Source organism: Tabrizicola sp. (genome assembly GCF_041913445.1).
GTDB lineage: Bacteria > Pseudomonadota > Alphaproteobacteria > Rhodobacterales > Rhodobacteraceae > Tabrizicola.
Map to the genome: position 1 here is coordinate 1 of NZ_JAYSFG010000032.1, position 25,956 is coordinate 25,956.

Annotated in this window: 25 protein-coding genes and 2 pseudogenes; 14 read left to right on the forward strand and 13 right to left on the reverse strand. The window is 60.4% G+C overall.

Going from position 1 to position 25,956, the window contains the following annotated elements:
* From ACE3Q6_RS20830 to ACE3Q6_RS20865, 8 genes are all read left to right on the forward strand, one after another.
* Positions 1-1,033: lytic transglycosylase domain-containing protein (locus tag ACE3Q6_RS20830; RefSeq protein WP_374436696.1), on the forward strand; the 1,033-nt coding region annotated here is incomplete at its 5' end.
* Positions 1,034-1,116: 83 nt separating this feature from the next.
* On the forward strand, positions 1,117-1,839 hold the full coding sequence (locus ACE3Q6_RS20835; protein ID WP_374436698.1) for a type IV secretion system protein: 723 nt from the start codon (positions 1,117-1,119) through the stop codon (positions 1,837-1,839).
* Positions 1,839-2,342 carry a hypothetical protein gene (locus ACE3Q6_RS20840; RefSeq protein ID WP_374436700.1) on the forward strand — a complete coding sequence of 168 codons (504 nt, stop codon included), beginning with the start codon at positions 1,839-1,841 and terminating at the stop codon, positions 2,340-2,342. Before ACE3Q6_RS20835 ends, ACE3Q6_RS20840 begins: the two co-directional genes overlap by 1 nt.
* Positions 2,343-2,345: 3 nt before the next feature.
* On the forward strand, positions 2,346-3,365 hold the full coding sequence (locus ACE3Q6_RS20845) for a type IV secretion system protein (RefSeq protein ID WP_374436702.1): 1,020 nt from the start codon (positions 2,346-2,348) through the stop codon (positions 3,363-3,365).
* Between the two features lie 32 nt (positions 3,366-3,397).
* Entirely contained in the window at positions 3,398-4,057 is a 660-nt protein-coding gene (locus ACE3Q6_RS20850; protein ID WP_374436704.1) for a virB8 family protein, read from the forward strand.
* Complete coding sequence (locus ACE3Q6_RS20855; protein WP_051294616.1) at positions 4,054-4,803, forward strand: TrbG/VirB9 family P-type conjugative transfer protein; 750 nt, start codon at positions 4,054-4,056, stop codon at positions 4,801-4,803. Before ACE3Q6_RS20850 ends, ACE3Q6_RS20855 begins: the two co-directional genes overlap by 4 nt.
* Position 4,804: 1 nt before the next feature.
* Positions 4,805-6,127 (forward strand): TrbI/VirB10 family protein, encoded by a 1,323-nt coding sequence (locus tag ACE3Q6_RS20860; protein ID WP_374436707.1) that lies wholly within the window; start codon positions 4,805-4,807, stop codon positions 6,125-6,127.
* Complete coding sequence (locus tag ACE3Q6_RS20865) at positions 6,127-7,101, forward strand: ATPase, T2SS/T4P/T4SS family (RefSeq protein WP_374436709.1); 975 nt, start codon at positions 6,127-6,129, stop codon at positions 7,099-7,101. Before ACE3Q6_RS20860 ends, ACE3Q6_RS20865 begins: the two co-directional genes overlap by 1 nt.
* A 64-nt stretch (positions 7,102-7,165) precedes the next feature.
* On the opposite strand, the gene ACE3Q6_RS20870 is transcribed toward ACE3Q6_RS20865, so the two are convergent.
* The 4 genes from ACE3Q6_RS20870 to ACE3Q6_RS20885 form a co-directional block, all read right to left on the reverse strand.
* On the reverse strand, positions 7,166-7,366 hold the full coding sequence (locus tag ACE3Q6_RS20870) for a hypothetical protein (protein WP_374436711.1): 201 nt from the start codon (positions 7,364-7,366) through the stop codon (positions 7,166-7,168).
* A 69-nt stretch (positions 7,367-7,435) separates the two neighbouring features.
* A complete protein-coding gene (locus tag ACE3Q6_RS20875; protein WP_374436713.1) occupies positions 7,436-9,307 on the reverse strand; it encodes a type IV secretory system conjugative DNA transfer family protein in 1,872 nt (623 codons plus the stop codon).
* Between the two features lie 10 nt (positions 9,308-9,317).
* A complete protein-coding gene (locus ACE3Q6_RS20880; RefSeq protein ID WP_374436717.1) occupies positions 9,318-11,195 on the reverse strand; it encodes a relaxase/mobilization nuclease domain-containing protein in 1,878 nt (625 codons plus the stop codon).
* Complete coding sequence (locus tag ACE3Q6_RS20885) at positions 11,192-11,755, reverse strand: hypothetical protein (protein ID WP_374436719.1); 564 nt, start codon at positions 11,753-11,755, stop codon at positions 11,192-11,194. The genes ACE3Q6_RS20880 and ACE3Q6_RS20885 overlap by 4 nt, the downstream gene beginning before the upstream one ends.
* Positions 11,756-12,695: 940 nt before the next feature.
* On the opposite strand from ACE3Q6_RS20885, the gene ACE3Q6_RS20890 reads away from it, so the two are divergent.
* Together ACE3Q6_RS20890 and ACE3Q6_RS20895 are read left to right on the forward strand one after the other, a co-directional pair.
* Complete coding sequence (locus tag ACE3Q6_RS20890) at positions 12,696-13,460, forward strand: AAA family ATPase (protein WP_374436721.1); 765 nt, start codon at positions 12,696-12,698, stop codon at positions 13,458-13,460.
* Entirely contained in the window at positions 13,457-14,128 is a 672-nt protein-coding gene (locus tag ACE3Q6_RS20895) for a hypothetical protein (RefSeq protein WP_374436723.1), read from the forward strand. Before ACE3Q6_RS20890 ends, ACE3Q6_RS20895 begins: the two co-directional genes overlap by 4 nt.
* A 39-nt stretch (positions 14,129-14,167) precedes the next feature.
* Here ACE3Q6_RS20895 and ACE3Q6_RS20900 read toward each other — a convergent pair whose 3' ends face one another.
* Entirely contained in the window at positions 14,168-14,548 is a 381-nt protein-coding gene (locus ACE3Q6_RS20900) for a hypothetical protein (protein ID WP_374436726.1), read from the reverse strand.
* Between the two features lie 169 nt (positions 14,549-14,717).
* On the opposite strand from ACE3Q6_RS20900, the gene ACE3Q6_RS20905 reads away from it, so the two are divergent.
* Positions 14,718-14,927: a hypothetical protein gene (locus tag ACE3Q6_RS20905; RefSeq protein ID WP_374436728.1), complete on the forward strand. Its 210-nt coding sequence runs from the start codon at positions 14,718-14,720 to the stop codon at positions 14,925-14,927.
* 96 nt (positions 14,928-15,023) lie between these two features.
* Entirely contained in the window at positions 15,024-15,476 is a 453-nt protein-coding gene (locus ACE3Q6_RS20910; protein ID WP_374436730.1) for a WGR domain-containing protein, read from the forward strand.
* Here ACE3Q6_RS20910 and ACE3Q6_RS20915 read toward each other — a convergent pair.
* Positions 15,366-15,653, reverse strand: a pseudogene (locus tag ACE3Q6_RS20915) (polymer-forming cytoskeletal protein); the annotation flags it as partial. The gene ACE3Q6_RS20910 and the pseudogene ACE3Q6_RS20915 sit on opposite strands and share 111 nt — an antisense overlap.
* Before the next feature lie 564 nt (positions 15,654-16,217).
* Here ACE3Q6_RS20915 and ACE3Q6_RS20920 point away from each other — a divergent pair.
* Entirely contained in the window at positions 16,218-16,550 is a 333-nt protein-coding gene (locus ACE3Q6_RS20920) for a type II toxin-antitoxin system RelE/ParE family toxin (RefSeq protein WP_374436732.1), read from the forward strand.
* A gap of 139 nt (positions 16,551-16,689) precedes the next feature.
* Here the strand turns inward: ACE3Q6_RS20920 and ACE3Q6_RS20925 are convergent, their stop codons facing one another.
* The 5 genes from ACE3Q6_RS20925 to ACE3Q6_RS20945 form a co-directional block, all read right to left on the reverse strand.
* Positions 16,690-17,640, reverse strand: coding sequence for a hypothetical protein (locus tag ACE3Q6_RS20925; protein ID WP_374436734.1), 951 nt, complete (start codon positions 17,638-17,640; stop codon positions 16,690-16,692).
* A 2-nt stretch (positions 17,641-17,642) separates the two neighbouring features.
* Positions 17,643-19,466 carry a hypothetical protein gene (locus tag ACE3Q6_RS20930; RefSeq protein WP_374436736.1) on the reverse strand — a complete coding sequence of 608 codons (1,824 nt, stop codon included), beginning with the start codon at positions 19,464-19,466 and terminating at the stop codon, positions 17,643-17,645.
* Complete coding sequence (locus tag ACE3Q6_RS20935) at positions 19,459-20,391, reverse strand: hypothetical protein (RefSeq protein WP_374436738.1); 933 nt, start codon at positions 20,389-20,391, stop codon at positions 19,459-19,461. Before ACE3Q6_RS20935 ends, ACE3Q6_RS20930 begins: the two co-directional genes overlap by 8 nt.
* A gap of 92 nt (positions 20,392-20,483) precedes the next feature.
* The gene (locus tag ACE3Q6_RS20940; protein ID WP_374436740.1) at positions 20,484-21,542 is read right to left on the reverse strand and encodes a DNA cytosine methyltransferase; all 1,059 of its coding nucleotides are present in this window, start codon (positions 21,540-21,542) and stop codon (positions 20,484-20,486) included.
* A gap of 263 nt (positions 21,543-21,805) precedes the next feature.
* On the reverse strand, positions 21,806-22,741 hold the full coding sequence (locus ACE3Q6_RS20945) for a DUF2493 domain-containing protein (protein ID WP_374436742.1): 936 nt from the start codon (positions 22,739-22,741) through the stop codon (positions 21,806-21,808).
* Between the two features lie 217 nt (positions 22,742-22,958).
* On the opposite strand from ACE3Q6_RS20945, the gene ACE3Q6_RS20950 reads away from it, so the two are divergent.
* The gene (locus ACE3Q6_RS20950) at positions 22,959-23,987 is read left to right on the forward strand and encodes an IS110 family transposase (protein WP_374436744.1); all 1,029 of its coding nucleotides are present in this window, start codon (positions 22,959-22,961) and stop codon (positions 23,985-23,987) included.
* Between the two features lie 479 nt (positions 23,988-24,466).
* Here the strand turns inward: ACE3Q6_RS20950 and ACE3Q6_RS20955 are convergent, their stop codons facing one another.
* Both ACE3Q6_RS20955 and ACE3Q6_RS20960 read right to left on the reverse strand, forming a co-directional pair.
* Positions 24,467-25,498 (reverse strand): toprim domain-containing protein, encoded by a 1,032-nt coding sequence (locus tag ACE3Q6_RS20955; protein WP_374436747.1) that lies wholly within the window; start codon positions 25,496-25,498, stop codon positions 24,467-24,469.
* An 11-nt stretch (positions 25,499-25,509) separates the two neighbouring features.
* Positions 25,510-25,956: pseudogene (locus tag ACE3Q6_RS20960) on the reverse strand (methylase); the annotation flags it as partial.

The following is a 25,956-nucleotide window of genomic DNA, read 5'->3' on the forward strand; positions in this document are numbered from 1 at the left end:
CGTGCCGATCATCGACGGCTCGCGGCTCTCGAACTTCATCTCGCGACTTGCCGAACAGGCTGAGGACGCCGTGAAACAGGGTGAGAAACTCAGCACACGCTCCGAGCTCAGCGAGATCGAAGACGACCAGTTGGACGCCTATGAGCGTTTCCTCGCGGATACGACTGGCGTGACCAATCTCAGCGGCTTCGAGACGGGGACGGGCTCCTTTCCACCTGCCGATGAAGTCTATCCTCTTGAGGAGACCAGCCCCGAAAGCCAGCGGCTCTTCGGGGAAGGTGAGACGGTCGAGGCTATGATCATCGTCACGGCGGCGCGCTACGAGACGCACCCCGGCGTCGTGAAGGTCGGGCTCACGCCCACAACCTGGCGTATTCTCTTCCAGTCGCTGGTGAAGCAGGAGAGCGGGTTCTCCAACGCGGCAATCAGCCCTGTCGGGGCCATGGGCTTTTGCCAATTGATGCCCGGCACTGCCGCCGACCTCGGCGTTGATCCGACCGATCCGCTGCAGAACCTCGATGGTGGTGCACGCTATCTCGCGACCCAGCTCAACAGTTTCGGCCGGATCGACTTCGCGCTCGCGGCCTACAACGCCGGTCCCGGCAACGTCCAGAAATACGGCGGCATCCCACCTTTCGAGGAAACGCAGAATTACGTCCGCCGGATCTCGGGCTACTACGACGCCTATCTCTCGGTCATCACGGGCGCAGACGTGACAGGCACTCTGGCGGGGGTGGAGGGTGCGAGTGCCGAATGGGGCAACATGTCCTCAGCCTTCATCGGCTATTCCGGCCAGCAGTCGGGGCAGATCGAGGCGGCAATGGCACGGATCAAGGGGTTCCTTGAAGAGGCCAAGCCCCAGACCCCGAAAGAAGCGGTCGATCAGAACACCTACATGCTCGCCGAACGCGCGCGCCTCATGGCCCTGACGCTGCGGCTCCGTGCCGGTGCTGTCAAGGTCGAGGCGGCGCGTGGGCTCTCGGACGCCGCGCAGTCCCTGCAATACACCACCTTCTGGGAGTACAATCCGTGAGACCTGCCGTCCTTCGAACGAGGGCGCGTTTCGCGCTCGCCATCTGTGCATCGCTTCTACCATCACCTCTTCTGGCTCAAGGCGTGCCCGTTATCGACGGCACCAACCTTGCCAAGAACATCGAGCAGCTTCAAGCAGCACTTCGCGATGCAGAAAACCAGATCGCGCAGATCGAAGAGCTGAAGAAGCAGGTCGAGACCGGTCTCGAGCAGCTGACCAACCTCGAAGGCATCCTCGGGTCGATCTCGGGCCTGAACGAGATCGCGAGCCTTTACAATTCGGTGGAGGACCTGCGCTCACGGGCGGCCAAGATCACAGACCTTTCCGGCTTCCAGGATGCACTGACCATCGGGGATTTCGACGGGCTTCTGGACAGCTTGCTCGATGGCGACGTGACCATGGGCGACAAGATGGCCGCCGAATATATGCGTGACACGCTGGAAGGGGCCGGGCTGACCTCGGAAACCCTGGCCGGGCTGTCGTCATCGGAGAACCCGCAGGACAAGCTCATCGCGACGACCGCAGCGACGAGTGCCACGGCCATGGGCGTGGCGCAGCTCTCCTATGAGGAAGCAGCTCAAAGCCTCGCGCGGATCGACGGTTTGGTGGCCGAAATCGCCAATCAAGAGGGCCTGAAGGAAAGCATCGACCTCAACACCCGGATGGCGGCCGAGACCAACTACATGCTCGGCCAGATGTGGCGGCTGAACGCAGCTGCGGGGCTGGCCGCCGGGCAGACGGGTGTGAACTGGGCCGCAGAGCAGGCCAAGGAAAAGAGCTTCTTCGACTATTCGGGGGCCGAATGATGCGGCGGGCTTCTCACCACGTCGCGCCGGTTGTAGCCCTCGTCTGCCTTGCCAGCTTGGCTGCGGCGGAAGACATCGCCACTCTCAGCGACGTTCGGCTGATCGAAGAAACCCGGGAAGCGGTAGGCGCGCAGGATGCGGAGACCGCGCTGGACCTCCTGACCGAGATGCAGAGGCGCGGGACTGGTATCTTTGCGGGTGAAGAAACGGCGCGCTGCGAAGAGGTGATCGACCTTCCAGAAGGGATCAACGACTGGCGCTTCAAGGGGGCGGCGCGGCAGGCCTACATCACAGCGGCGAAGATGCAGGCCCTGGAAAAGGGAACATGCGCTTGCCTCTTCGACGGGTTCAGCTTCGACAACTTCACGTCGGAGGTACTGGGCAAGCCAGATTCAGAACTCATCAACGAAGATCGGGCCGAGCTTGAGGGTTACCTCACGCAGCACCAACGCGAGACCGAGGCGCGCTATCGCGACCACGAGACCGTCTGCCAGTCTATGTGATCCATGGCCATCATCGCCGACATCCTGACCCAGGTCGACGCGGCCGCAACTGCGGTTGGCGCCACGGCGTTCGATGCCGTGGCCTCTGAGATCGTGCCGATCTTCCGGGTCGGCTCGGTTCTGGTGGTGGTGCTGGTCGGGATCAATCTGATGGCACAGGCCGTGCCCATGACGCTGCGCAATGGTCTCGGCCTGATGGTTCGGATCGCGGTTGCTTCGGCATTCCTGTCATCCTGGACGAACTTCAATGCGGTCTATGGCGTCCTGACCAATGCCCCGAGCGAGATCGGGGCGGTCGTCATCGAAGCCTTCGGCGGTGGATCGGGCAACCTCTATGAGGGGCTCGATTCGCTCTACTTGCAGTCCCTCGATGTCGGGCAGGCGATCAGCCAGAACGGCAGCTACATCACTGGAGCCCTCGCGGGCCTCCTGATGTTTCTCGTCGCGGCCCTGATGGCGACCGTGTCGATCATCGTGATCTCGGCCGCGAAGATCATGATCGGCGTCCTCGTGATCTTCGCGCCAATCGCGATTGCCTGCACGCTCTTCAAGGTAACCGCCCCGCTCTTCGATCGATGGGTGAACCTCGCCCTCGGCTTTGCTTTCTACCCGATGCTGACCTCGGGCATGGCGGCCTTCACAATCGCGATCGCCCGCGACCTGACGCCAGCCTCTCTCGCTTCGGTCGAAACCATCGGCGACGTCCTGAGTTTCGTCGTCGTCATGATGCTCGGCACCGGCCTCATGGCCATGGTGCCAGCGATCGCGCAGTCCCTAGCATCGACTGCAACCGGTCTCGGCAGTGTCGCAGCCTCGACCTTCCGCACGGCGGACAGCGTCAAGGGTTACGGCCGCACCGCCATCGCGTCCGGGATCGGCGCGGCCCGAGGAGCGGCTGGTCTTGATGCAGGCGGTCGCCGTCCATCGGATGCGCGCCTGAACGGCAATACCGCCGGACAGATCGGGCGGTCCGCCGTGCAGACAGCGTTGCGGCTCGCGAGCCGGACACCCGGCAAAAGCTGATGCCCAAGAACTCGAGAAGTGGAGGACCGCCCATGGAGGCGCATGGATTTGATGTCGATCTCGTTCTGGAGCCTCGCCTCTCGGCCCGGCGTGCCTGGATTGTCGCGAGTGCCGCAGGCGGGCTGAGCCTGATCCTTGCGACCGCCTTGGTCCTCGTTCTGCCCTTGCGGGAAACCCAAGTCTTCACCGTCCTCGTCGATCGCCAGACCGGGGATGCCGAAAACATCCTGCAGGTCGCCCCGACCGGAATCGAGGACCAGGAAGCGCTGAAGCAAAGCCTCCTCGTGGCTTACGTCTCCGACCGCGAGGGCTATTTCCTTGCCGGGATTCAAGCCCGCCTCGAAAGCGTCCAGCGCCGCTCGACAGGGGGTGCCGAAGAAAGCCTGCGGCTTCTCTGGTCGAAGGGCGGCGGCAATACGGCTTACCCGCCCGATGTCTATGGGCCCGGGGCGGAAGTTACGGTGACCGTGCGCCGGATCACGTTCCTTTCGCCGAACGTCGCCCAGATCCGCTTCCTGAAAACCCTGCGCAAGACGAAGCAGGAGCCGGTGACACAGCCTTTCGTCGCGACGGTCGAGTTCGCCTTTGAGCCAAAGACCGAACGCTCCCTCGCCCATGTCTGGGAAAACCCGCTCGGCTTCACCGTCTCTGCTTACCGCGTCGACGCCGAAACCCTGGAGACCAATCCATGACCCGTTTTCTCTTCCTCCCGGGCATTGCCTTCGCCTGCGCCCTCGGCGTCGCGAGTGTTGCCACCGCCGAAGTCGCCCCCGCATCGATGGGCGCCGATGCCCGCGTCCGGTCGGTCCTCTACAACCCGGTCGATGTCATCCGGCTCGACACGCATTTGCGTGTGAACACCGCCATCGAACTAGGCGCGGGCGAGCGGATCGACTCGGTCCTTCTTGGCGACAGCGAAGCCTTCGAGGTCGAGGTGCTCTCGAACAGGACCACGGTTTCCGTGAAACCCCTGATTGCCGGGGCCGAGACCAACATGACGATCTATACTGGGCGGCGCACGATCTCGCTGTCGATCAGCGAGGGCCGGTCCCGCAACCCGACCTATCGGCTCGTCCTGCGCTATCCCGAGACGGGCACGAGCCGCACGACACGCAGCGCGGTGGCCGCAGGCTCACGCGACATCGGCTATGCCTGGTCGGGCGACGAGACCCTGAAGCCCGTGCATATCTGGAACGATGGGCAAGCGACCTACTTCGCCTTCGCCCCAGGCCTCCGGCCGTCGATCTTCGGTGTGGATGCAACGGGCCGCGAAGTGACGCTGAACTCCGGCACGCGGGGCAGCATCGTCCGCGTCTCGGGCCTGCGCTCCGCCTATTCGATCCGGATCGGCACGCAAGTTCTGTGCATCGAGCGGGTGGATGGGGGTATGACCACCGACCCAGTCCTGCTCGCCAAGCTTCAGGGATGGGAGTTCTGACATGGCTGATCCCGAGATGACCGATCCGCAGAAGGGCCGAGAGCCGGAGTACAAGGTCGAGCGACCGAAGCCGAAGATGACCCGACAGCAAAAGCTTGGCATGGGTGCGCTGCTCGCAGGGGCGAGCCTTGCCGCGCTCTGGACGGTCTGGCCTTCCAGCCGCGCCATTCCCGATGTGGAAACCTCCGCCGTCGAGGAATTCCAGGATCAGACGGGAGGCTCGCCCTTCGGAGCGATTGAGCCCAAACCGGAAGCGAAACCCGCCGGGGATGGGTTCTCCGATATCGAAGGGGAACTGGCCTCACAGCGCGAAGACCTTGAAGCGCGGAACGCCACACTCCAGTCCGAGGTCGAACGGCTACAACGCGAACTGGGTGATCTTGCCGACAGGGCCGATGCCGAGAAGGACCAGACCGCCAAGGAACTGGCGCTCGCGCTGGAAGAGGCACAGTCCCAGAACCTTGCTCTCATGGAGGACATGCGGCGGCAGTTCAATCAGGAGATCGCTGTCCTGAAAGCAAGCGCCGACGCTGCTGGTGCCGCTGACGCCGCTCGGGAAGCCGAATTGGCCGCCAAACGTGCCGGGCGCGAGGCGCAGCTCGCAGCCCGCGTGGCCTCGCCTTCGGTCGTCTTTGACGATGGGCAGAAGGGTGGGGCAGGGGATGCAGTCATGGGGATGTCCGAAGCCCCGGCCGAGGGTCGAGATGCTGCGGGGCGGGATTTCGTGCAGTCGGGGCGGGAAGCCACCGCCACCGAAGTGAGCCAGGTGATCGCCAATCCGTCGAACACCGTCCTTCAGGGAACGATGATTGAAGCGACGCTTGAGAATGCGGTCGATTCGAGCCTGCCCGGCCAGATCACAGCAATCGTGACCCGGCCGGTCTGGTCCTTCGATCAGGCGCAGATCCTGATCCCCGCCGGTTCGCGCCTCTTCGGCGACTATTCCTCGGACGTCGCCATCGGTCAGGGCCGCATCCTTGTGGCCTGGACGCGACTCGTCACCCCAGACGGGCAGTCCGTGCAGATGGAAGCCTTCGGTGGCGATGCCCAAGGACGCTCAGGCATCACCGGCAAGGTCAACACGCGCTTCGGCGCACGGTTCGGGTCGGCTGCACTCATCTCATTTCTCGGGGCCGCCCCCGCCGTCGCCGCCGCGAAATACACTGACGAAATCAGCTCCGACACGGCCGAGAGCATGGGCGAGGACCTGAGTACTGCCATGGGCTCTGCGGTCGAGGCCTATACGAGCCTGCCACCGATCATAACTGTCGCCCCCGGGGCTGCGATCACGGTCACGGTCGACCGTGACCTGGAAATCTGGTGATGGATGATCGGCCGAGTTTCCTCGGGACTTACCTCACGCCGCTCGCCCCGCTGTTCCTGCGGGACGACTTGGTCGAGGTGGCGATCAACCCGGATGGAAAGGTCTGGATCGAGCAGAAAGGGGCGACTCACATGGAGCGGGTCGCGCATCTCTCGATCGATCGAGTCCTGTCGACCAACCTCGGCCAGGCCATCGCTTCCGCCGTCGGAGTGCAATTCTCCGACAAGAAGCCGACGGTCTCCGGAAAGATCGTCTGGGGCGACATGGCGATCCGGGCGCAGGTTGTGGCACCGCCCATCGTAGAGGGCGGGATGGCCATCACCTTCCGGCCGTTCAAGGTCGCGGCCGAGCAGCTGATCGAGCCGCGGCTCTTGCACGATTGTCTCGTCGATCTCGACGCCAAGCGTCGGGAAAGAGCAGGGGAGGCGATGAAGCTTTCGGAGGCCGGGCAGGTCGTCGAGGCCATGCGGCTTTGCGTCGAGGAGCGCATGAACATCCTGATCTCAGGTGGTACCTCGACCGGTAAGACGACCTTCGCGCGGTCGTTGTTGTCGATGGTGGACCCGGGGGAGCGGATCCTGACGATCGAGGATGCTTATGAGCTCTTCCCCCGTCAGGAGAACGCCGTGACCCTTAAAGCGGATCGCAGTGCCCAAGGCGAACGGACGCCTGCGCGGTTACTCGAAGCCTCGCTCCGAATGCGGCCAGATCGGATCATCCTCGGCGAACTGCGGGGCGATGAAAGCCGGACTTTCCTCGAAGCGATCAACACCGGGCATGGCGGGTCGTTCACAACCATCCATGCGGACACTGCGCGGAAGGCCATCGACCGGTTGGCAATCATGGTGATGGCCGCCGGGCTGGGCATGGGGTTCGAGGAGGTGAAGCGGTACTGCGAGGGGAGCGTGGACCTGGTGGTGCAGCTTTCGCGGCAGGGCGGGCAGCGCGGGGTGGCGGAGATACTGTGTCTGTGAAGGTCGTGCAGAGCCGTTCTTTGCGCTCTTCCCGCGAGATTCCGGCGCAGTTTACCAAGTGTCGCTACCCCAACTTCGCCAAGATAGCGGCGGTAGTGTCTTCCCGCTCCTTTTGAGCCTCCATCGCCATCTTTCGCCAAATCTCCCGGACAAGACCGTCCAGGTCCTCCCGCACCTCGGCTCGCCCAATCTTTTCGATCGCCTTGCGACCGGCAGCCACCATTCGATCGGTCGGCTCAAACGCCGCATCCGTCTTCCTTGCCATTCTCTGTCCTCTCGCTCTTGTTGAGATTTCACCTGCCAGCAGCTCAGCTGGTCGGGAGGCTGCCATCATTCAGCCGCTCTGCATGACCAGCCCTTTTCGCTGTGCGACCCTACGTCGGCCCGTCGCCGCTTCCGTGAGTTGCCGGAAGGCAGCGGTCGCCTGGGGAAGTTGTTCTGCAGTCGCTGCGACCGTCGCGCCTGCCTTAGCCAATCCGGATAGCAGTGCCGCCGTGTCGACGCTTGCTTTTGGTCCGCGCGCCAACACCGTCTTCAGATCGTGGAGGCTCCGCACCCGATCAATCGGCCCGAAGTGCCGATCCTCAAAGTACCGGATGTGACGCGCCCGGATGGGATACTGTCCCTCGGGCAGCACCAGCACCTCATCCAGCGGAAACCGCAGCACCTCGTTCGCCGAGATCAACGGTCGCTCTTCTGAGCGCCTGCTGACATTCGCGCTGTCTTCAAGTGCACGCACCCGCGACTGGCTTTCGGTCACGGCCGTGATGGTGGATCTCCCCAACGCATTCGACAGCACCTCGGCGGTCCGATCATCCTGGGGCGTCATGTATATCTGCACACCAGCCCCGCCCTGCAGGGACCTCCGCCCGGTTTCGCCATAGATGTCATCCAGACCGGGAATGGTCTGGGAGATGATAAAGAAACGGCCGCCGAAGCTGCGGATGGTCTTGATCGAGGAGAGAACAAGGGGCTGACGGCCGAGTTGGTCGAATTCGTCCATGAGGAACATGACCGCATGGGGCTCGTCCGGTCCCGGCTCGCGTCGCTGGAGGGAGGCGATGGCATCGGCAAAGAGCAAACGAACGAGGGGGGCCAAGGTTTTCAGGTGCTCGGGCTGGACGACGATGTAGAGGCTTTGGGATTCGCGGCGGAAGGTCGAGAAGTCGAAGTCGCTGGCCGAGGTCACCCGGTCAACTGCAGGGTCGTTCCAGAGCTCGAGCCCGGATCCCTGGATGACAGACACATAGGCTCCGAGGGTTTTTTCCGGGACGTCAGCCATCTCGAGGAAGGTGCGGGAGACGATCGGGATGTTCGTCGTCTCGGCAATGGTCGTGTAGCTTTTCTTCTTGTCGCCGCCCCCAGCCATGATTTCGCCGGCAAATCCCAGGGTCGGGCGTCGCTGTTCGATGGCATAGAGGCACGATGCGATGAACAGCCGTTTGCCGGCATTGAAGAAGCTCTGCGCACTTTCGCCTTCCGGGATGAGGAAAAGGTCGGCCATCGAGTTCAGCGCGGTGTACTGACGGTCGGCGGAGGGCAGGGCGGCAATCCGGGCAAGCGGGTTGAAACGGTGCGAGCCCCGGTCCTCATCGAAGGGCGAGAAGTACCAGATGCTGTTTTTCAGGCCGTGCTTGCGGTGGATGGAGGTCTTGGCGAAGTTCTCGCCCTTCACGTCGAGGATGATCCCCGAGCCCGAGAAATGGAGGAGGTTCGGGATGACGAAGCCGACACCCTTCCCTCGGCCCGTCGGCGCGATCATCATCGCATGCGGGAAGCGGTCGGGTGGCGCCATCACGAAGGGCGCATCGGATTTCGGGAGGCCGAGCTTGCCGAAGATGAAGCCGTTCTGATCGAGGGTTCCGACCATGTGGTTGCGCTTCAACTCACGGCGCGACTGGAAATGCGCGTCGTCATACTGGTTGAGCCGCCCGCGATGCACTCCGGCAAGTCCGACAAGTGTCAATGCGACGGTCACTGCGCCCGTGATGATCAGCGCGCCCTGCAGGACCGAAGGCCGCGCGGCGAGGTCGGTCCATGCATAGCGAAGGAACCAGGGGCCCATCGGGCTCAGGGTATCGAGGCTCTCCCGGAAGGCGGTGATCACGTAGATCGTTGCCAGCATGCCACCGATATAGAGGCCGGTCAGGAGGCCAAGGAGCAGCGCCAGCGGATACCGCCAGGCGGTGTCGAGGTTTGAAAGCATGGGTCTGTCCTCAGAGTTCGTGGCCGGTGTCGCGTTCGACCGCGCGGTCGCGCTGCCCCAGTTCGGCGGCGCGATGCTGCGCCCGTGCCAGGTCCGCCCAGGGTCCGACCTCTCCCGATTGACCGAGATCGCCCTCATTTTTCAGTTCATGCGCCACCGCGGCCCTGAGCGCTGGATCTCGGACCTGCTCGTTGAGCGGGGTGAGATCACCGGACCGAACACGGTCGAGATCCTCGGGTTTCAGAGTGTCGTGCAGGCGATCAACGATGGCTTCCAGCACGGGCACTTCAGAGAGCTTCATATGACGATCTGCGGTCAACAACTGGTCGCGCGCGACGGCCTCAGTCAGTTCCGGCGCAAGGTTGAAAGCCGCGACTTCTGCGCGAACCTCCTGGCCGAGCGCACGCTCCGTTTCCATCCAGATCACCTTTTGCATCGTGTTCGGCTGCTCAGTGATCCAACTCGCCCGCTGACCTTCGCTGCGCTCGGCCAAACTGAAGCGGGCGACCATTTCCTCGACGGACGTGCCGGCTATGCGAAGCTCGTCTTCCCGGATCGAGAAGAGTGCCGACAGCCGTTCGCCAATCTCATCGCGAACATGGGCGAGGGTCGCGCGTAGTCCCTCATCAAGGGAAGCCCCCTCGGTTTGGCCCTGCTCTAGCCGCGCCAGCGAGGCGAGGGTCGGGTCGTGGTAGGGATCGGTGTTCCGGTCGGCGACTTGCGCATGCTCTGCCAAGAGGATGCTGTCGGGGGCGAGTTTCAGCGAGGCGCGTGCCTGTTCGGCAAAGCTCCGTTCAAGATCGACCCGCTCGGCCGAGGGTTCCATGGCACGGATTGCCTCCCAGGCCTCCGTGGCCGAAGCGATCATCTCGCTGCGCGCAGCCTCAACCCGTGCGGCGGGATCGCCTTCGGCATGAAGCGAGTGATCGGGCATCAGGGGAACTCCTTGTCTGAGAGCGGCGGCAGAGGCGCCAAGTGCTCGGGCCAGCCGGGTAAGGTAGGAAGAGGTGGCCGTCTCGATGCCGGCTGCAGCGGCAAGACCGGCGAGGTCGCCCAAGGCGTCGTATTCGCGGGCGAAGCCCTGCAACACGGCAAGCCGTCGGCTCCGCTCCCCTTCGGACAGCGGTGTCGGGGCAGGGGGTGTGGGCTTTCCACCCTCTCGCGAGGCTCGCAGTTCGGACTGTCGCGGCGGGTTCTCGATGATGCCGCGGGAAAGGCGCGACGAGGCGAGGATGTTCAGCCCGTGCGACTGGCTGATCTCGGCGTGAAGCTCGCGCATCACATCGAAGTTCAGCGCGGCATGACGACAGATCGACAGGAACCGGCCTTCTTCGATGCCATGCTTGTCGACCACGAAATGCGCGTGCAGATGGTCGGTGTCCATGTGAAGCGCAGCCACATAGCGCCAGATATCGCCATAGTCGCCAGAGCCGAACACCACTTGTCCCCACTCCCGGGCGATGACCTCGGCGCGCTCTGCGTCTACTCCGCGCGGGAAACTCAGGACGATGTGATCCGCATGTCCCCGGCGCGGCGCGCCGGTCCAGGTTGAAGACCAGATATCCGCAGTCCGCTCCGTTCGGGCAGGATCGAAGTCACGCTCATAGCCCGCCAGATTGCACCAGGTGCTCTGCACTCCCTCTTCCCGGGCCACATAGTCGAGAAGTCGCTTCAGCTCCTGCGGCGTTCGGGCACTGCCACCTGCGATGCGTTTTACGACCGACTGCCAACCGCGGGGTCCACCAGCATTGCGCAGAAGCGCCCGGGTCTGACGTTCCTTGCGCGTGCCAAGACGGGACGATGAGCCGTCGCCACCACCCCGCCCACGACGCCGATCATCGAGAACATGACCGAGAACCAGATCCTCGACGGAAGGCGACCGGGTCATTTTGGCGCCTCGGCGGACGTGTCAGCAGCAGGGGCGAAGGAAGAGGTTTGACCCTTAAGTCCCTGCTTGGCCCTCAGCGCCGAGAGGAGGTGGACAACCTCTTCGACAAGGCCATCGACCCGCGTGCCGACCTTTCGCACCAGGGCGGCATCGCGGGCATTCCAGGTCAGTCGGCCAACCGCCCCCAGACGGGCGATCTGGTTGAGGTTGTTGCCAACGGCGGACAACTCCCGCCTGGCTGCAGCGATGGCATCCAGCTCGTCTGCCTGGATGGCCAGACGATCGCTTGCCTGTCTGACCAGATGCCGGACTGCCTCGGAAACCGTCATACCGCTTGCCTCGGCAACCGCCTGAAAGCTTGCATGCTCGTCTTCCGTGATGCGGATGTTCAGCTTCACCGAAAGCCGCCGCACCTCCTTCCGGTCAAGGCTGCCCTTGATGCGAGACAGCGCCTGGTGGGAACGGCCCATCGACCTCGCCACTGCCGCGACGCTCTCGCCAGCGACGAGCCTCGCCTTGATGGCGGCAGTCTCAACAGAGGTCAGGCGTGAGCGTGGCATTGCATCATTACATGTGTTTTGCAGTCGTTGCGCATCATGTACCACACAACACCGTTCCTGCCAACCGTCCTCACCGGCCGGTTTCCGCTCCTCCGAGGAGGAGCCCGCGTGCGGAAACCGGACAGCCGGTGAGGACTCCATATGGCGTCAGGGGTCGGCGGCTTGCCCGCCGACTGCATCCCTGCGCCCTGGCCGTAAGGCCTCCGTTTGACGCGAGACCAAAGTGGTCGAGCGCCTTGTAGCCTTGGGTTTTGCGAGGGTTTGCGTTCCCTAAAGGAGGAACTGCCGGGAAAGGCTCGATGATCCGAAGGAAAGGGGGGTCGGGGAATGGGTCGCCCGATGGTTCAAGGCCTGCCCATGGCAGACTATGGATTGCTTTGGGCGTGAAGCCACAGGCTGGCTCGACGTATGGCCAACCCGTCACTGGGCGAACTGGCAAGCAGGCCGACAGGCAATCAGGCAGACTGTCCGGCTTGCAGGCGGTTGGCGGGTCAAGTTCGGGATCGTCCCCAGACGGAGGTCTGATGTCACCTTGCCTACGGATCAGCCGTGCGGACAGGTTCCCACGCAGGCATGCGGCCTGTCACCTATGCAGACATGCAGACATGCAAACCGCCATACGGGCCAGAAGGCAGACGGCCTCGATTGCGGTCACGCCTCAGGGCGGCTCGTGCGCCGCGCCGCAGCATTACGGATGTAGGAATCCTTAAGAAACATGAAGGCGCAGGGTCCATGATACAACTTCCAGCACATGCGATTTGACGTTTCTGCAACCTTATGCCTAAACGGCGCACCGGATGCCGGTCGGATTAGTGACGCCTTTACAAAGGCTTCGCGCAGTCTCGCCCTGCCTGCGGTGCATCGCCTTCCGCAGCGTCATGAAAGAGCGCCGGATGCCGGTGCGAGGGGTAGTGAGTACCGTTTGTGGAGGCGTCATTTCATGCAAGTCATTACCATCGTGCAGACCAAGGGCGGCTCGGGAAAGACCACGACCGCCATGCTTCTCGCGTCTGCAGCACTGAACCTCGGGCGCGGCGTCACCCTGATTGACGGTGACGTCAACGCCCAACTCGGCCGTTGGCGCGACAGCTTTGAACTGGCCACCTGGGAAGGTGCGCAGAAGCCCGACTGGCCGGAGGGCCTAGCGATCCTCTCGCCACCCGAGAGCGTCGAAGGGCTTCTGTCGCTCCTTGAGGCCGAGGAAGAACGTGGCGTCGATCTGGTCGTGATCGACACCCGGCCTGGCACCCACACCGACACCGAGGACTTCTGCCTGATCTCCGATCTGGTGCTGATCCCAGCACGTCCCGTTTATGCCGAATGGGAAATGACCCATCGCGCCGTCCTCTGGATGGACGACCTCCGCGCCTCGATTGCCGAAGGTGAGCGCTTCCCGGAAGTCCGGGTCCTGGTCATGGATGCCGGGCCGAAGATCATCGATGCCGCGACCCGGGAAGGGGGAATGGCGCAACTGCCGAAACGCGATCAGGAGGTGCTGCAGGAGATCCTGCGTCTTGACCATCTCGACGTGATCGTGCCGCATTCGCGCATCCTCGAACAGCTGGGATACCACGGCCCCCTCGGACCGGCGGCCCGCGCCAACGCCAAGGCCCCCGGCGGCCGGTTGGTGGCGGACGCCATCGCGCGTCAGCTCGAAGTCGCGGAACTCGTCCTGACAGGGATCGACGAGGTGATCCCTGCATGAGCCGTTTCCGCCTTCCTGCACGCGTCGCACCCTCCCCGGCGGCGGAAGAGCCGGGCCTGCAGAACTCCGCAGCGCGGCTGCGATCGTCGCGCGAGGTACAATCGCGCATTCTTGCCGAACGGCGAGCGCCGGAAGCGGAACTCTCAGCAGAGAGCCTCGAGGCCCAACTCCCTGATCAGCCATCGATGCCCAAGAGGGAAGCGAGGTTGGCCGGGAAGAGGGAAGGGGAGGGGGGACCGCCGTCCCCGGCATTGCCGCCCGAGGCTCCCTCTGGTGTGGTGTCAAAGCCGCGGAAAGAGAAGCTGGTGGTTCTGTTTCGGCTTCCACTGGCGACCGAGAGGCGTCTGGAGCTGATCCCGGGTGCGGGCGAGGTGACCCCGGCCTACATGCTGCGCGCCTTTGCCAAGGAAGCCCGCGCGGAATTGCGGCGGCTATTGGCTGAAGAGGATATCAATGCGCATGCAGACGAGGCGAGGCGCATCTTCGCCATGTCGGCAACAAACATGGCGGTCGGCGAAGCGATGACCGTCTACGCCCAAGGCTCAGCGATCCGCGCCATGCATGCAGCCCTTGGTGACCCCTGGCAGATCGAGCCCCGGGCGGCGATCGTTGGTGCCTTCCTCGCCGCCATCGCGTCGCGGCTCATCGAGGCGCGACGCATCAGATAGACCCGGACCATGCAACAGAATTCGATGAACTGCCTGCGATCACTCGCAGGCAAGCTCGGACAGCGGCGCTGTCTCGAAGGTCAGGCTGTCGGCGCTCGTGACCAGGGCAAATTCACCGCCAGCGCGGAAGGTCGCCACCATCTTCGACCAGTCCATGGCTTCAGCCGACGCTTGGGCAGCGACGCCGGTCTTGAGCGGCAGACGGGCTTGTTCACCAGACTTCGCGAGCACGACGACCATGTCCGGCGCAGCGTCCTTGTCGAAGCGCACCACCAGCGCGCCGTTGGGCGTCGGCCCGAAAACGCGATCCGGGTCGCAAACGAGCCGCACCTCACCCGCCTCGCTGGTGAGCGCGTAGGTCGGCAGTCCACGCTCGACACCGACCGCCCAGGCGTCAAGCGCGTGGACAGGTACAGACATCGCCGCAAGCGCGGAAACAACCAGAACGGGGGACAGAACATGCATCGACAGGAACGCCTTTCGTGGTTCGCGTGGCGACGACAAAGCACCACTTCTGACAACACTAGATATGTTCTGATGGACTTCATGTCCATGACTGCAGCGCGACAACGGTTCATTGGGGGCAGGAATGGATGACGTCACCCAAATCAGGACCAAGCAGTCGGTCATCGATCGTAGGCTGTGGCGGATCGACCGCGCAAACCGGGAGCTTGTCGCGGAGCGTCATCGCACCGCGAGCGGTCGCTTCAGGACCGTGTGGCTGGTCCCGGAAGAAACCTTGCGCGGAGTCCTATGGGTCGAGGTTGTAGAGGGACCACCGAACGATTCATCGCCGTGACCCATCAGCTTTCTGAATCGGACCGCCCAGATCGATTCAGAAAAGCAATTGGACTTGGCGAGCCGCAAAGCAGAGTCTGAGCGGGGGAGGACCGCCATGCCTCTGGCACATCTGCACCGCATCGACCCTGAGGCCAACATGTCGCGCTTCTACTGCATCGATGTTGCGGCGACGCTGTTCGGGGACGTATCCGTCTTGCGGACCTGGGGCCGGATCGGGACCCACGGCCGGACGAGCATCGAAACCTGTGCTTCCGTTGAAGAAGCGGAGAGAGCGGCATCGCAAACCCTCCGACGGAAGTTGCGGCGGGGCTATCTGCCTGCCGGCCAAATGCTACCGCCAGACCATGCGGTGCGAGATCGTTCAGGCCTTACGCTGAAGCCTGCCTTCAACCTCGGCACCAGCCTCGATGGCGATCCGCTCATGGATGACATCGGCCTGCACGATCGCACTTGGCGCGAGCTGAACGTTTCGCGCCGAGATCATACCAGAGACCGCCCCAAGCACGACGAGGTCGTGGGCGACGACGGAACCTTCAACGCGCCCTGAACCAGCCACAGTGATCTCCGGTGCCCGCAGTGAGCCAACGACATTGCCTTGGACCTCTATCGGCCCACTGGAAGAGGCATCGCCTTCGATGACAAGGTCTTGCGCGAAAACGCTGCGGCGGGCGTTTGCGCCGGCCGGGTCCGGCCAACGGTCGAGGTCGCCACTTTGGGTCTTCATCTTGGTGTCGCCTCAGCTCAACTTCGTGCCGCCAGACTGGACCAGAAGCGAAACGAAAGGGCAACGCGCGGCGCCGTGATCGGCGAAGAAGTGCAGTGGCCGTCGGCGCTGCATAGCTCGACCGGCGAGGATCGTCTGCCAGCTGTCCTTAAAAGCTACAGATTTCTGCGTCTATTGCTCATCCATGGCCTCCAGACCCTTGCCCGCTTCCGATCGTTGAAAACATTCAGCGGGAAGGCTATGGTGCTCCAATGGACTACCGACGGAGACGATGATGGGCGTACACAAACAGAGTGTCAGCTTCACGGATGCAGCTTTCAACTTCGCCCGAGAGTTGGTCGAGAGCGGCGAGTATCCGAACATAAGCGCTGCAGTCTCTGGCGAAATGGCCCGTGCGCGCGCAGCGCGCGAGAGGGAGCGTCTTCTTTTCGAAGCCGAAGTCAAGCGGCGCCTCGCACTTCCCCCTGATGCCTGGGAACCCGTCCGAACGGGCGAGTCCATCACGTCTGGGGCGCGCGCGCATCTTGCCCGACTTGCAAAGGCCGCCGGTGGCACCGCTGCCTGATGCGCATCGTTCGACATCCTCTGGTCGACCAAGACCTTGCTGCTTTGGTTGATCACATCGTCGAAGTGACCGGCGGGGACTTCGACGCCGCCGGCAGGCGCCTTGATGAGGTCGACGATCTGATTGACGACGTCTCCGCCAACCCGATGTCCGGCGTTCGCCTGGCACCACCGCTGGACGGATGGCTGGTCCGCCATGGTGGACGAGGCCATCGTCTGACCGTCGTGTTCCGCGCCGATCTCAACAAGAACTGCGTCTTTGTCGCACTCGTTGCCTTCGGTGGGCAGGACTGGATGACCGAAGGCGAGACAAGGAAGTCCTTCAACGAATGACCGAGGTCTGCCGTGGCCGGAAGGGCGTGTGCAACAGTTCTACTTTGCGCCTACAGAGTCATGTCGCATAATTTTGATTATGTAAGCTATACAGTGGTACAAGTAGCGGCAAAGGCGGGCCTGACCACCGACAAGATCGCTAAAGCTTCATCAACTCATCAACTGGAAGAATGATGACTTTCCCGTTTGCAGAACTATACTCCCTCCAATTGTATACAATACCGCTGCTATGACAGAGCCGCAAACGAGGAAACTTTAGGCCAAGCAAGGCTGTTGCAATCACAGATACTTTGTTGTTCAAATTAACTATCATTACGTCAGCCGATTCACTTACACGAGCAATGGCGCCTTCCACATCCGCCATGCACTGACCAACATCATCACAACTGAATCTAAACTCCCCATCATAGTCGAGAAAAGACTGTAAAGAGCTAACAGCGCGCGCATTCTTCGCCTCCATCCAACTCCGTTCAGCAACAAGAGTACCACCAACACCAAGCAAGAATCTATCCGCCTGTATCTCATTAGAAATAAGTAGAAATCTGTCTACATCAAAGCCCAGCATACCCAAGAGCACCAAGTCCTTACCTGGTCTACGAACACCCCGAAAACCTAGGATTGGCGCAACGGACTGAACGCCCTTTACGAGCCACTTGTCGTCATCATGTTTTGCACCACAAGCATAGTCATCAGCCTGTGAGTAGAAGAGACAAACTCTGCTGTGCACCTGCTCGTCAAATCTAGAAAGTACCTTAATTAAGATCGCAAGAAACTCTCTCGGAAAGCAGGTTACGTCAATCCACAGTCTATTACTGCTAGTCGAGCCAACGAGATCGACCATATCATCATACACTGCAATCTGATTGTCCCGATCTATCCACCGAACATCAAGGCGTGAACCACGGCGCCTTATTCCCGAAAACGACCCTCCAAATGGATACTCATGCTGGTTCGAAGCAAATACAACGCTCCGAACACCCCCAGGAAGACTATCGAAAATCTGGCTAGAGCGCGCTTCAAAACTCGCCCAACAAACAAAAACATCCCCGATGACAAAATCCAGAGACGAAACTTCAACGATGGTTGCCATAGTCAATCCCAAAATCCGAGCGTCATTTGCGTTGTCTCGGATGAACTCTTAGCAGCCCTAAGGGCCTTTCGATATGCCTCTGGCTCGAACATCATCCGCCTGATCTCGGAATTCTGTAAAAACTTGTAAGCCGTAAATCCATTCGGATCTAACTTAAAATAGGGAGCGAAACGACGCGAAAGCACAAAGCACTCTGTCTTCCCCATGCCCTCCTTTCGACCAATAGCCGTTCGCGAAAAGTATGCATGAGTAACACCGAGGCGAAGCACCTTCTCAACTTCCTCATCCAGAACATCAGAAACTGCGAAACTAAAGACTCTGCGCTCGCTGAGAGCAGGATTGTAAAGAATGCTTTCAAAGAGCATTCCTAGACTACCAATAAATTGCTGCAGGTAGATCGCTGCCTTGTAGTCGCGATTTCGGTTTGTGCCATCTAGCTTTAATTCGTCCAACTCTTCCAGAAAGAGATCCTGTGCCTTTTCCCGTACAACGGCATTCTGAACCTCTGGTTCAATCCTAAGTGGCACGCCCTGGCGCGAGTGGCGAACTACTTGTCTATCAAACATCTCATGGGCAAATTCGAGGAAGTACCTTGGGTTACCGGATGAAATGTTAACGAGCTGCTCAAAGCCACTATACGAATAGACATTCTTATTCTTGGAATTTCCGGCCAAACTCAGCATATAATTTGGCCGAGCATATCGATATGCATCATCTCGCCCACGAGTGCTTCTTGTGGTTCCCTTAGTCAAGCTCGAGGCAATCTCAGCGATTTCACGCTCCTGTTTCGAATCCTCTTGAAAGAAATCGATGGCGTTCAGCTGACGCCCCAGTGGATCTTTCCCGTCGGCAAGCCTTGACAGTCTCTTGTTAACAATCTTGTACATCCGCTCCCTAAACTGTCGACTCTGATTGGAGGTGTAAATATCCGTCAAGTTCAGTTCGTTAAAATCATGCGGATGTTCTACGCGAAAATCACCCTTGGTGTAGAAAGTCTTGTACTGATACTCTTCTGACGAAAACTTGTAGCTCACCTTTCCGGATCGACGCGACAACCAGGTGTTAAAGACGCGCGTCTGTGTTTCTGTTAGTTTGTCAGCATCATCCAATATAATGAAGATGTGCCTAATTTGCGATATTGCCGGGAGCGAAAGGAGCCAGTCTGTGAGGGGCTCAAGAAAGGTCTTTTGCCTGAGGACTTTGCTCTCGAAGAACGCGCGATCACTTGCAACGAGCAATCGGTCCAAGTAGTCGTTGAACGTTAGCTGCGCCTCCCAAAGACCATCAAGTAATTCGCCCAAGGCGTCACCAATCTTGATAGATGTGATCTCCGTTTTCGTCGCAGCGACTTGAGCGTGAACCTTCACAAACAGTTTCGTCTGTAGTTGGTCCATCTCCAGACTCTCAATCTGGCGAAGGGCACCGCTGCGCTTGAGCCGCGAAAGAGCGTGGTAGACGAAATGAAGGACTAGTGCATGTTCAGCCAGAATTGCCTCTGAGAAATCCCCTCGCAACCGTGCCATTTCTGGGAAGTCACTCTCGAATTGCCGGGCCGATGCGTAAAGTGCAAAAAAGGAGAGCCTTGCAAGATCAGGCTCTGACAAACCATTCGTATGCGACAACTCAATAAGCTGACAGTCTGGTTCTAGGTAGCGCAGTAGCATTGACTTACCCGACCCCCGTGGCCCATGGAGCCAAGTGTGGCCTTCCGACTTGATTGCTGTACCTCCCGGTACGTCGGCAACAAAAATGTCGTGAAAGTCATTTGGAGGCATGCCTTCCGGTGAGAAAACTCTCAACGGATTGGAATGGCGAGATTCAGCCATCGGCGGTTACTCCAAGTTCAGTTAGGACATCGTTCGAGCTTGGCGGCTGACTTCTTCCTTCACACTTTAGTATGGACGCGTGCTTTGAAAGATCTGCCTCACTTGGGTAGCTCGACTCACCCTCAATTCGAAGGGCAAGCTCCATTAACTTAATCGGCTTTTGCGAGTCGAAAATTTCAATACGGACATTGACACGATCGAAGAAAAAGAAACCTCGCGCATATTTTGAACAATAAACGCACTCCAGGTATGTTTTGATTACTCTTTGGTAAATATACTCTAGAATTTTGATTGTGCTTCCCGACCGCCAAGCATACTCCTGCTTGAGTGTTTCGAGAGTCAAGAAAAATCTATAATCAACTGAGCCAGACTTAAAATCTGGCATCAAATTGTTTACTGAGCACGCGAATACATGATGAATTTCTGACTCGTGTCCTTTTAGTATGCCCGCCGAAAGAGCCGTTTGGTCACCACGCCTGTTATGCTCCGAGAGCTCGTCCGCCAGTTTCAGTAGTGCCGCCAAGAGCTGAGGGCGTACTGGGACATTTTTCCAGGTGGTGCTTCTTTCCAATTCACTTAACTTGTCCTTGTTGCCATTTGTCGCTCCGCCATGCTTTGACGCAACTTGAATAGCCAGCGCACGGTCGAGTTGATCAAACGAAGCTGCAGTAAAGAACTTGTCTAGGACTTCGCTTATCTTCTCCTCGTGCTCAAAACGACCAAACATGTTGCCTATGTCATGGTAATTTATTGCAACGAGTAGGATGAAGAGCTCATACTCTGAAATCTGCCCGGTTGCGTCTTGAAGCAGCCGCTGAGCGCTCTTGATGACATCGGAAATATGTTGCACACCATGGTCACTGAAGAATGATCCAGTTGCGAGATTGGCGTAGGTCGTTACAAGCGGATGTATCTGTGTATTCATAGCCGCAGCAAGCGTATCGTATCGTGCTCTTAGCGACTTGAACTCCCCGCTCGATGGCAGGTGGTCCTGAAGTGCTTTCTTTGATGTGACTTTCACAGCTGATCACCAATGATACTTAATACGGCTCTAGCCAGTCGCGGGGGTACTGCATTGCCAGCTTGCTGCTGTCGCTTTCCTATTGATCCGGAAAACTCAAACTCATCGGGAAAGGTTTGAATTCGTGCGGCTTCTCTTATGGACAATCCACGGTTTTCTACCGGATGGATCAACATATTTTTCCGAAAGTTGCCTAGAACCTTTGACGGTCCATCGTATCGAAGTCGGTGGTAGATGCCAGTGTGGCATCTCGATGAGTCTCTGTATGTCTGCATTAGAGTTGGGGGAATGTTTGACCAGTTCCCGCTCTGCGGTATGTGACTATATCGCGCGATTACTGCCTCGTTGTTCTTGGTAACTAGATGACCAGTGCATCGTTCAAGGGAACCACGAAGACTTCGGGAGAGTTCACTATGTGGCTCACTCCGGTAGGGCAATTCATCAACATCCGCTCCAACCCGTAACGATGGAAGGTCTTGGATTGCGTCGCGCACCGTGCACTGATAGCGCTCCATTCTCGACTCTAGGGCTCTGGCTTCTATTGACTTGGGCCCCGCAAGAACAAATAGTCGTGTTCTATTCTGAGGTACACCATACATTACGGCATTCAGCTTGTGTACTGATACGGTATAGCCAATGTTTCTTAACATTTCCGTCAGATGCTCAAGGTACTTCCTTCGAGATCCAATGTCCAAACCTGGGACGTTCTCTACTACTACCCACTTGGGTTGGATGATTTGCGCTATTCGTGCTGGTTCAAACAACAAGTTGTTTAGCGGATTGGAATCGTTCCTCGTTCTTTGGTTTGAGGTAGAGAAGGCTTGGCAGGGTGGCCCTGCCATCAGCACTTCAACGCCTTCGTAGCCCGAGTAGTCTTCGGCGCTGGTTTCTTCGACTTTCTTGTTTATCAGCCTTGCGCTTCTAAAGTTCTGCTTGAAGGTGGTAGCTGCATGCCTATCGGTTTCTACTGCGAGCGCGACTTCCATGCCGGAGAGCCTTGCCCCTAGACTGAGCCCCCCCGCGCCACTGAATAGATCGATTGTTCTTGTCGCCATCTACTGTTCTTTGCCGGAACCACCTGATTTGCTTAACATAGCGGCCTTGGGGTTCCTAGTGCACAGTGTTCTCTGCGCTATCCGAGCAGGTTGATCTCTAAGTATCGGAAAGTCTTACATTTATTTTTGCCGTCGAGAGGGGAGAATAGGCCGGTAGCGGTTTCGCCGTCCTGCTGAACCCCGTTGCCTATGCTCCGAGAGTTGATCTTACTTCCGGTCTCCCATTTCCGTGCCTCGCGCGATGCCGGTCAGGTACCGGGGGCTCACGCCCCCTTCTCGAACTTTATGACCGGGATGCCGAGCTTCTTGGCCTTGTCGGCGAGGTTCTCCTGGATGCCGTTGCCCGGGAAGACGAGGACACCCACGGGGAGCACATCCAACATGGCGTCGTTGCGCTTGAAGGGTGCGGCCTTGGCGTGCTTGGTCCAGTCGGGCTTGAAGGCTACCTGCGTCACGCCCCGGGACTCGGCCCATTTGGCGGCGATGAGTTCTGCACCTTTCAGGCTTCCACCGTGGAGAAGGACCATGTCGGGATATTTGGTCCGGACCTGATCGAGCTTGCCCCAGATAAGGCGGTGATCGTTGAAATCGGTCCCACCGGTGAGGGCGACCTTGGGGCCGACAGGCAGCATCACCTCGGTCTCGGCGCGGCGCTTGGCGGCCAGGAAGTCGCGGCTGTCGATCAGGGCTGCGGTCAGGTGCTGATGGTTCACCTTTGAACCGGTGCGGGGCCGCCAGGTCGAGCCTGTGTGGTGCCAGAACTCGGTTGCGGCGTGATCGCGCATCATGTCCATGCAGTTCCGCCGTTCGGTGAGGGTCAGGCCCTCGGCTGTCAGGCGCTCGAGTTCGGTGGATTTCACCTCGGAGCCGTCCTGCTCGCGCTGGAGGCGGCGCTGCGCCTGCTCGTTGTCGTCGAGCGATCGTTCGATCCGGGCGGTGGCGCGGTGGAAGAGGTTGACCTGTCCCCAGAGCACTTCTTCGAGGTCGGGTTCCATGCGGGTGTCAGCGAGGCTCGCAACGAGGGCGTCGAAGATGTCGGCGATGGCACCCCGGAGGCGGTCAGCGTCGGGCATCGGGCGCGGATCGGGCTCATCCTCGAAGGGGCGGTAGCCGTAGAGCTGCAGCTCCTCCAGCGCATGGGCGGTCTGGGATGCGGTGTGGGCGGGTTCGTAAGCGTCGTCGCGGGTTTGGAACGTCATCTTCTTCATGCCTCCGGGCCTGTCTTGTCCGCGCGTCATCCCGCGCGGCCTTCATGGGCTGCGAAAGCCGTCACGGGGGAGGACTCTTCACCCCGCCTTCGGGGCCGGAACGCATGTGGAGGAGGACGGTGGGCGGCTGATTTGATGATGTGGACACCCCCACCCCAACCGTCGAATCTGGTTTCAACGGTTCCCCGGGAAGAAGGAGTGGTTGGATATGTCCGGAATGATCATTGGCCTCGATCTCGCGAAGAGCGTTTTCCAGGTCCACGCTGTCGATGCTGACGGAAAAGTTGTCATCACCAGAAAGGTGCGGCGCTCTCAGATGCTCGAGTTCTTTGGGAGGTTGGATCCGTGCTTGGTTGGCATGGAGGCGTGCCCCTCCGCGCACCATTGGGCGCGGGAACTTTCTGCCCTGGGCCACGAAGTCCGATTGATGGTCGCGTCCTACGTGAAGCCCTACGTCAAGCGCCAGAAGAACGACATGGTCGACGCCGAAGCCATCTGCGAGGCGGTGACCAGGCCGACCATGCGGTTTGTCCCGATCAAATCTGAATCGCAGCAGGCCATTCTCATGGTCCACAAGACCCGCGCCCTATTGGTCCGCCAAAGAACAATGCTTGTGAACGCCCTGCGAGGCCATCTGACCGAGATGGGCGTCGTAGCGCCAAAGGGGATCAGACGGCATGCCGATCTCGTCGAGCGGGTGCTTGCACACGGCGCAGACGAGATCGACTTGCCGCCGCTCGTGCGTGACATCGTGTTGTCCTCTGCCCGACAGATCGGCTCCTTGAATGCCGAGATAAAGGAGCTCGAGAGGAAAATCCTGGAATGGCACCGCACGAGCGAAGCCAGCCAACGGCTGGCGACGATCCCCGGCGTCGGCGTGATCACCGCATCCGCAATGGCGGCCAGTGTAGTGGACCCTGCTGCCTTCAGATCGGGACGAGATCTTGCCGCATGGCTCGGCCTGACGCCTCGATCCAACTCCTCTGGGGGCAAAGAGCGACTTGGGCGGATCACGAAAGCCGGAAATCGGTATCTGAGAACCTTGCTGGTCATCGGGGCGACAGCCGTCGTCGGCTTCTCGAGGCGCACAGCCGAAGGGCCATTGATGAGCTGGGTCAGAAAGCTCCTGCAGGTGAAATCGGCACGCCTTACAACGGTGGCCCTGGCCAACAAGATGGCACGGATCTGCTGGGCCGTGATGGCACGGAAAACCGTCTACGGAGAAGCAGCCGCATAGAATACGACGCACTGGCGTCGCAACAGTTCGGAGGGTCTGCCCAAGAAGCGTGATGACTACCGGTTTTGCCGGGGATCAGGAAAACCCGTTCGCGAGACAGCGCCCAAAAGCGCGATGATTTGATAGGGACCATGATCCGCGGATATCATCAGGGCCCGCGGCCAACCGGCCGCACTACGAGGCCGGACATATGCAAGCACCCAACCGGATTCGACGCGCTTTGAGGAAAGACTTGACGAAGGGGGTGTCCACATATGCTTCGCGATGCAAAGCGGGGGCTCGTCCCCCGCGGCGGAAATCAGTTGCCCCCCGTCCTTGAAGGGTCGTCCCCTTTGACGGCCGCCTGCCCATCTCTTGAAGGCCGCTCGGGGGAGGTGTGGATGAGCTGCCCCGAGAAGAGGCAGAAGAGGACGGTTCAAACCTGCGATGGTCCATCCCCCCTGCCCCACTGTCCTGAAACGCCCCTTGCGCGGAGACGCTCAGATTTCCAGGCGCTGCTGATCCTCGGGACCGATCTGCTTTGCCAGATGCTGACGCAGCACCGTCGGTCCGTCTGCCCGGAGATCGTCGTTGAAGTCCCCGAGCCGTGGCTCGAGCATCCGCACTTCAATCCCGACCTCGGTGGCTCTGGCGCTCAACCTCTCCGCTGCGCGCTGCCCCGCCAAATCGCGGTCGATGGCGATGTAAAGGCGCCGCACCCCCTCCGGCAGCAGGACAGCTCCGAGGTGACCCGATGAGAGAGCGGCCCAGACGGGAAGGCCGGGGGCGGCCTCACGAACGGACAGCATGGTCTCGATGCCTTCGCCGACAACGAGGATGTCATCGCACGGGGTCAACCTGACGGCATTGCCAAGAAGGTGCCCCATGGCCCGCCGCTGCGTCTCGACTGCCGCCTTGCCTTGGCCGTCAGGCGCAAGCCAAGTGCGATGCACACCCTGCAAGGCCCCTGCCCCATCGGTGACCGCAGCGATCAGCGCTGGTCGGGGAATGCTCTTGGTCTGGCCCTCATCCCGATGCCAGCACTTCGGGTGGAAGCGAAAGGCGCTCACACTGCCACCAAGGGTGATGCCCCGAGAGCGGAGATAGGTTTCCGCAAGCGTGCCTGCGACCGGCACCGAGGCCGCAAACAAGTGCGCCGCTGCCTCTGGCGTGCCGCCGGGGGATTTTGATTTTCTCGGGGAAGGACCATCCGGGAGAACCGGCGCCGGACGGCCAAGATGCGCTCGCGCCTCGGCGAGAAGGTCGGGAAAGCGGGAGATCCCGGTGCGCTCGCGGATGATATCGAGGAGATCACCATGTTCACCGGTCGCGCCATCGGTGAACTTGCCGGCGGCACCCGGCCCCGATGTGGGGCCGGTCAACCGCACGAACAGCGATCGACCGGGATTGTTCTGCAGATCGCCAACGATCCAGTAGGAGCCTTCCCGCCGTCCAGCGGGAAGGTAATGACGACAAACGCTTTCGGCATGGGACGAAAGCTCACGCAAGAGGTCTTCTGTTTCCAATGACATGATCACACAATTCAACCAATGCGTGCGTGTAGACCAGAGACCGCAAAACGCGCAAGCAGCCGCTTGAGGACCGCGATCCCGGAAGGATCGGTGGGGCAGAACAGCCGCAGCTTCCACGCGATGATTTCCGAAAAGAAGCCATCCGCCTTGAGGCGATCCTTATGAGCTTCCGTGAAGCCCGAAAGCTCGATCCGGTTCACGCCCATGACGCGGGAGCGATGCAACTCCATCCCCTCGGCCAGACGCACGACGGTCTTGCCCTCGAGAACGAGGGCATGGACCTCAGCGGCCGTAAGCTTCGGGGCGTCGTCTGCCAGCGTGGTCGCGACCCAGGCGGGCGAGACTCGGCGGCCGATGATGCGCTGACCGTCATCGGTCTGCAGCCGGTAGACGCGGGTTTCGTCCTGGGGGAGTTGCTTCCAGATCGGCAGCAAGAGCCCCGCCACGATATGCAGCGT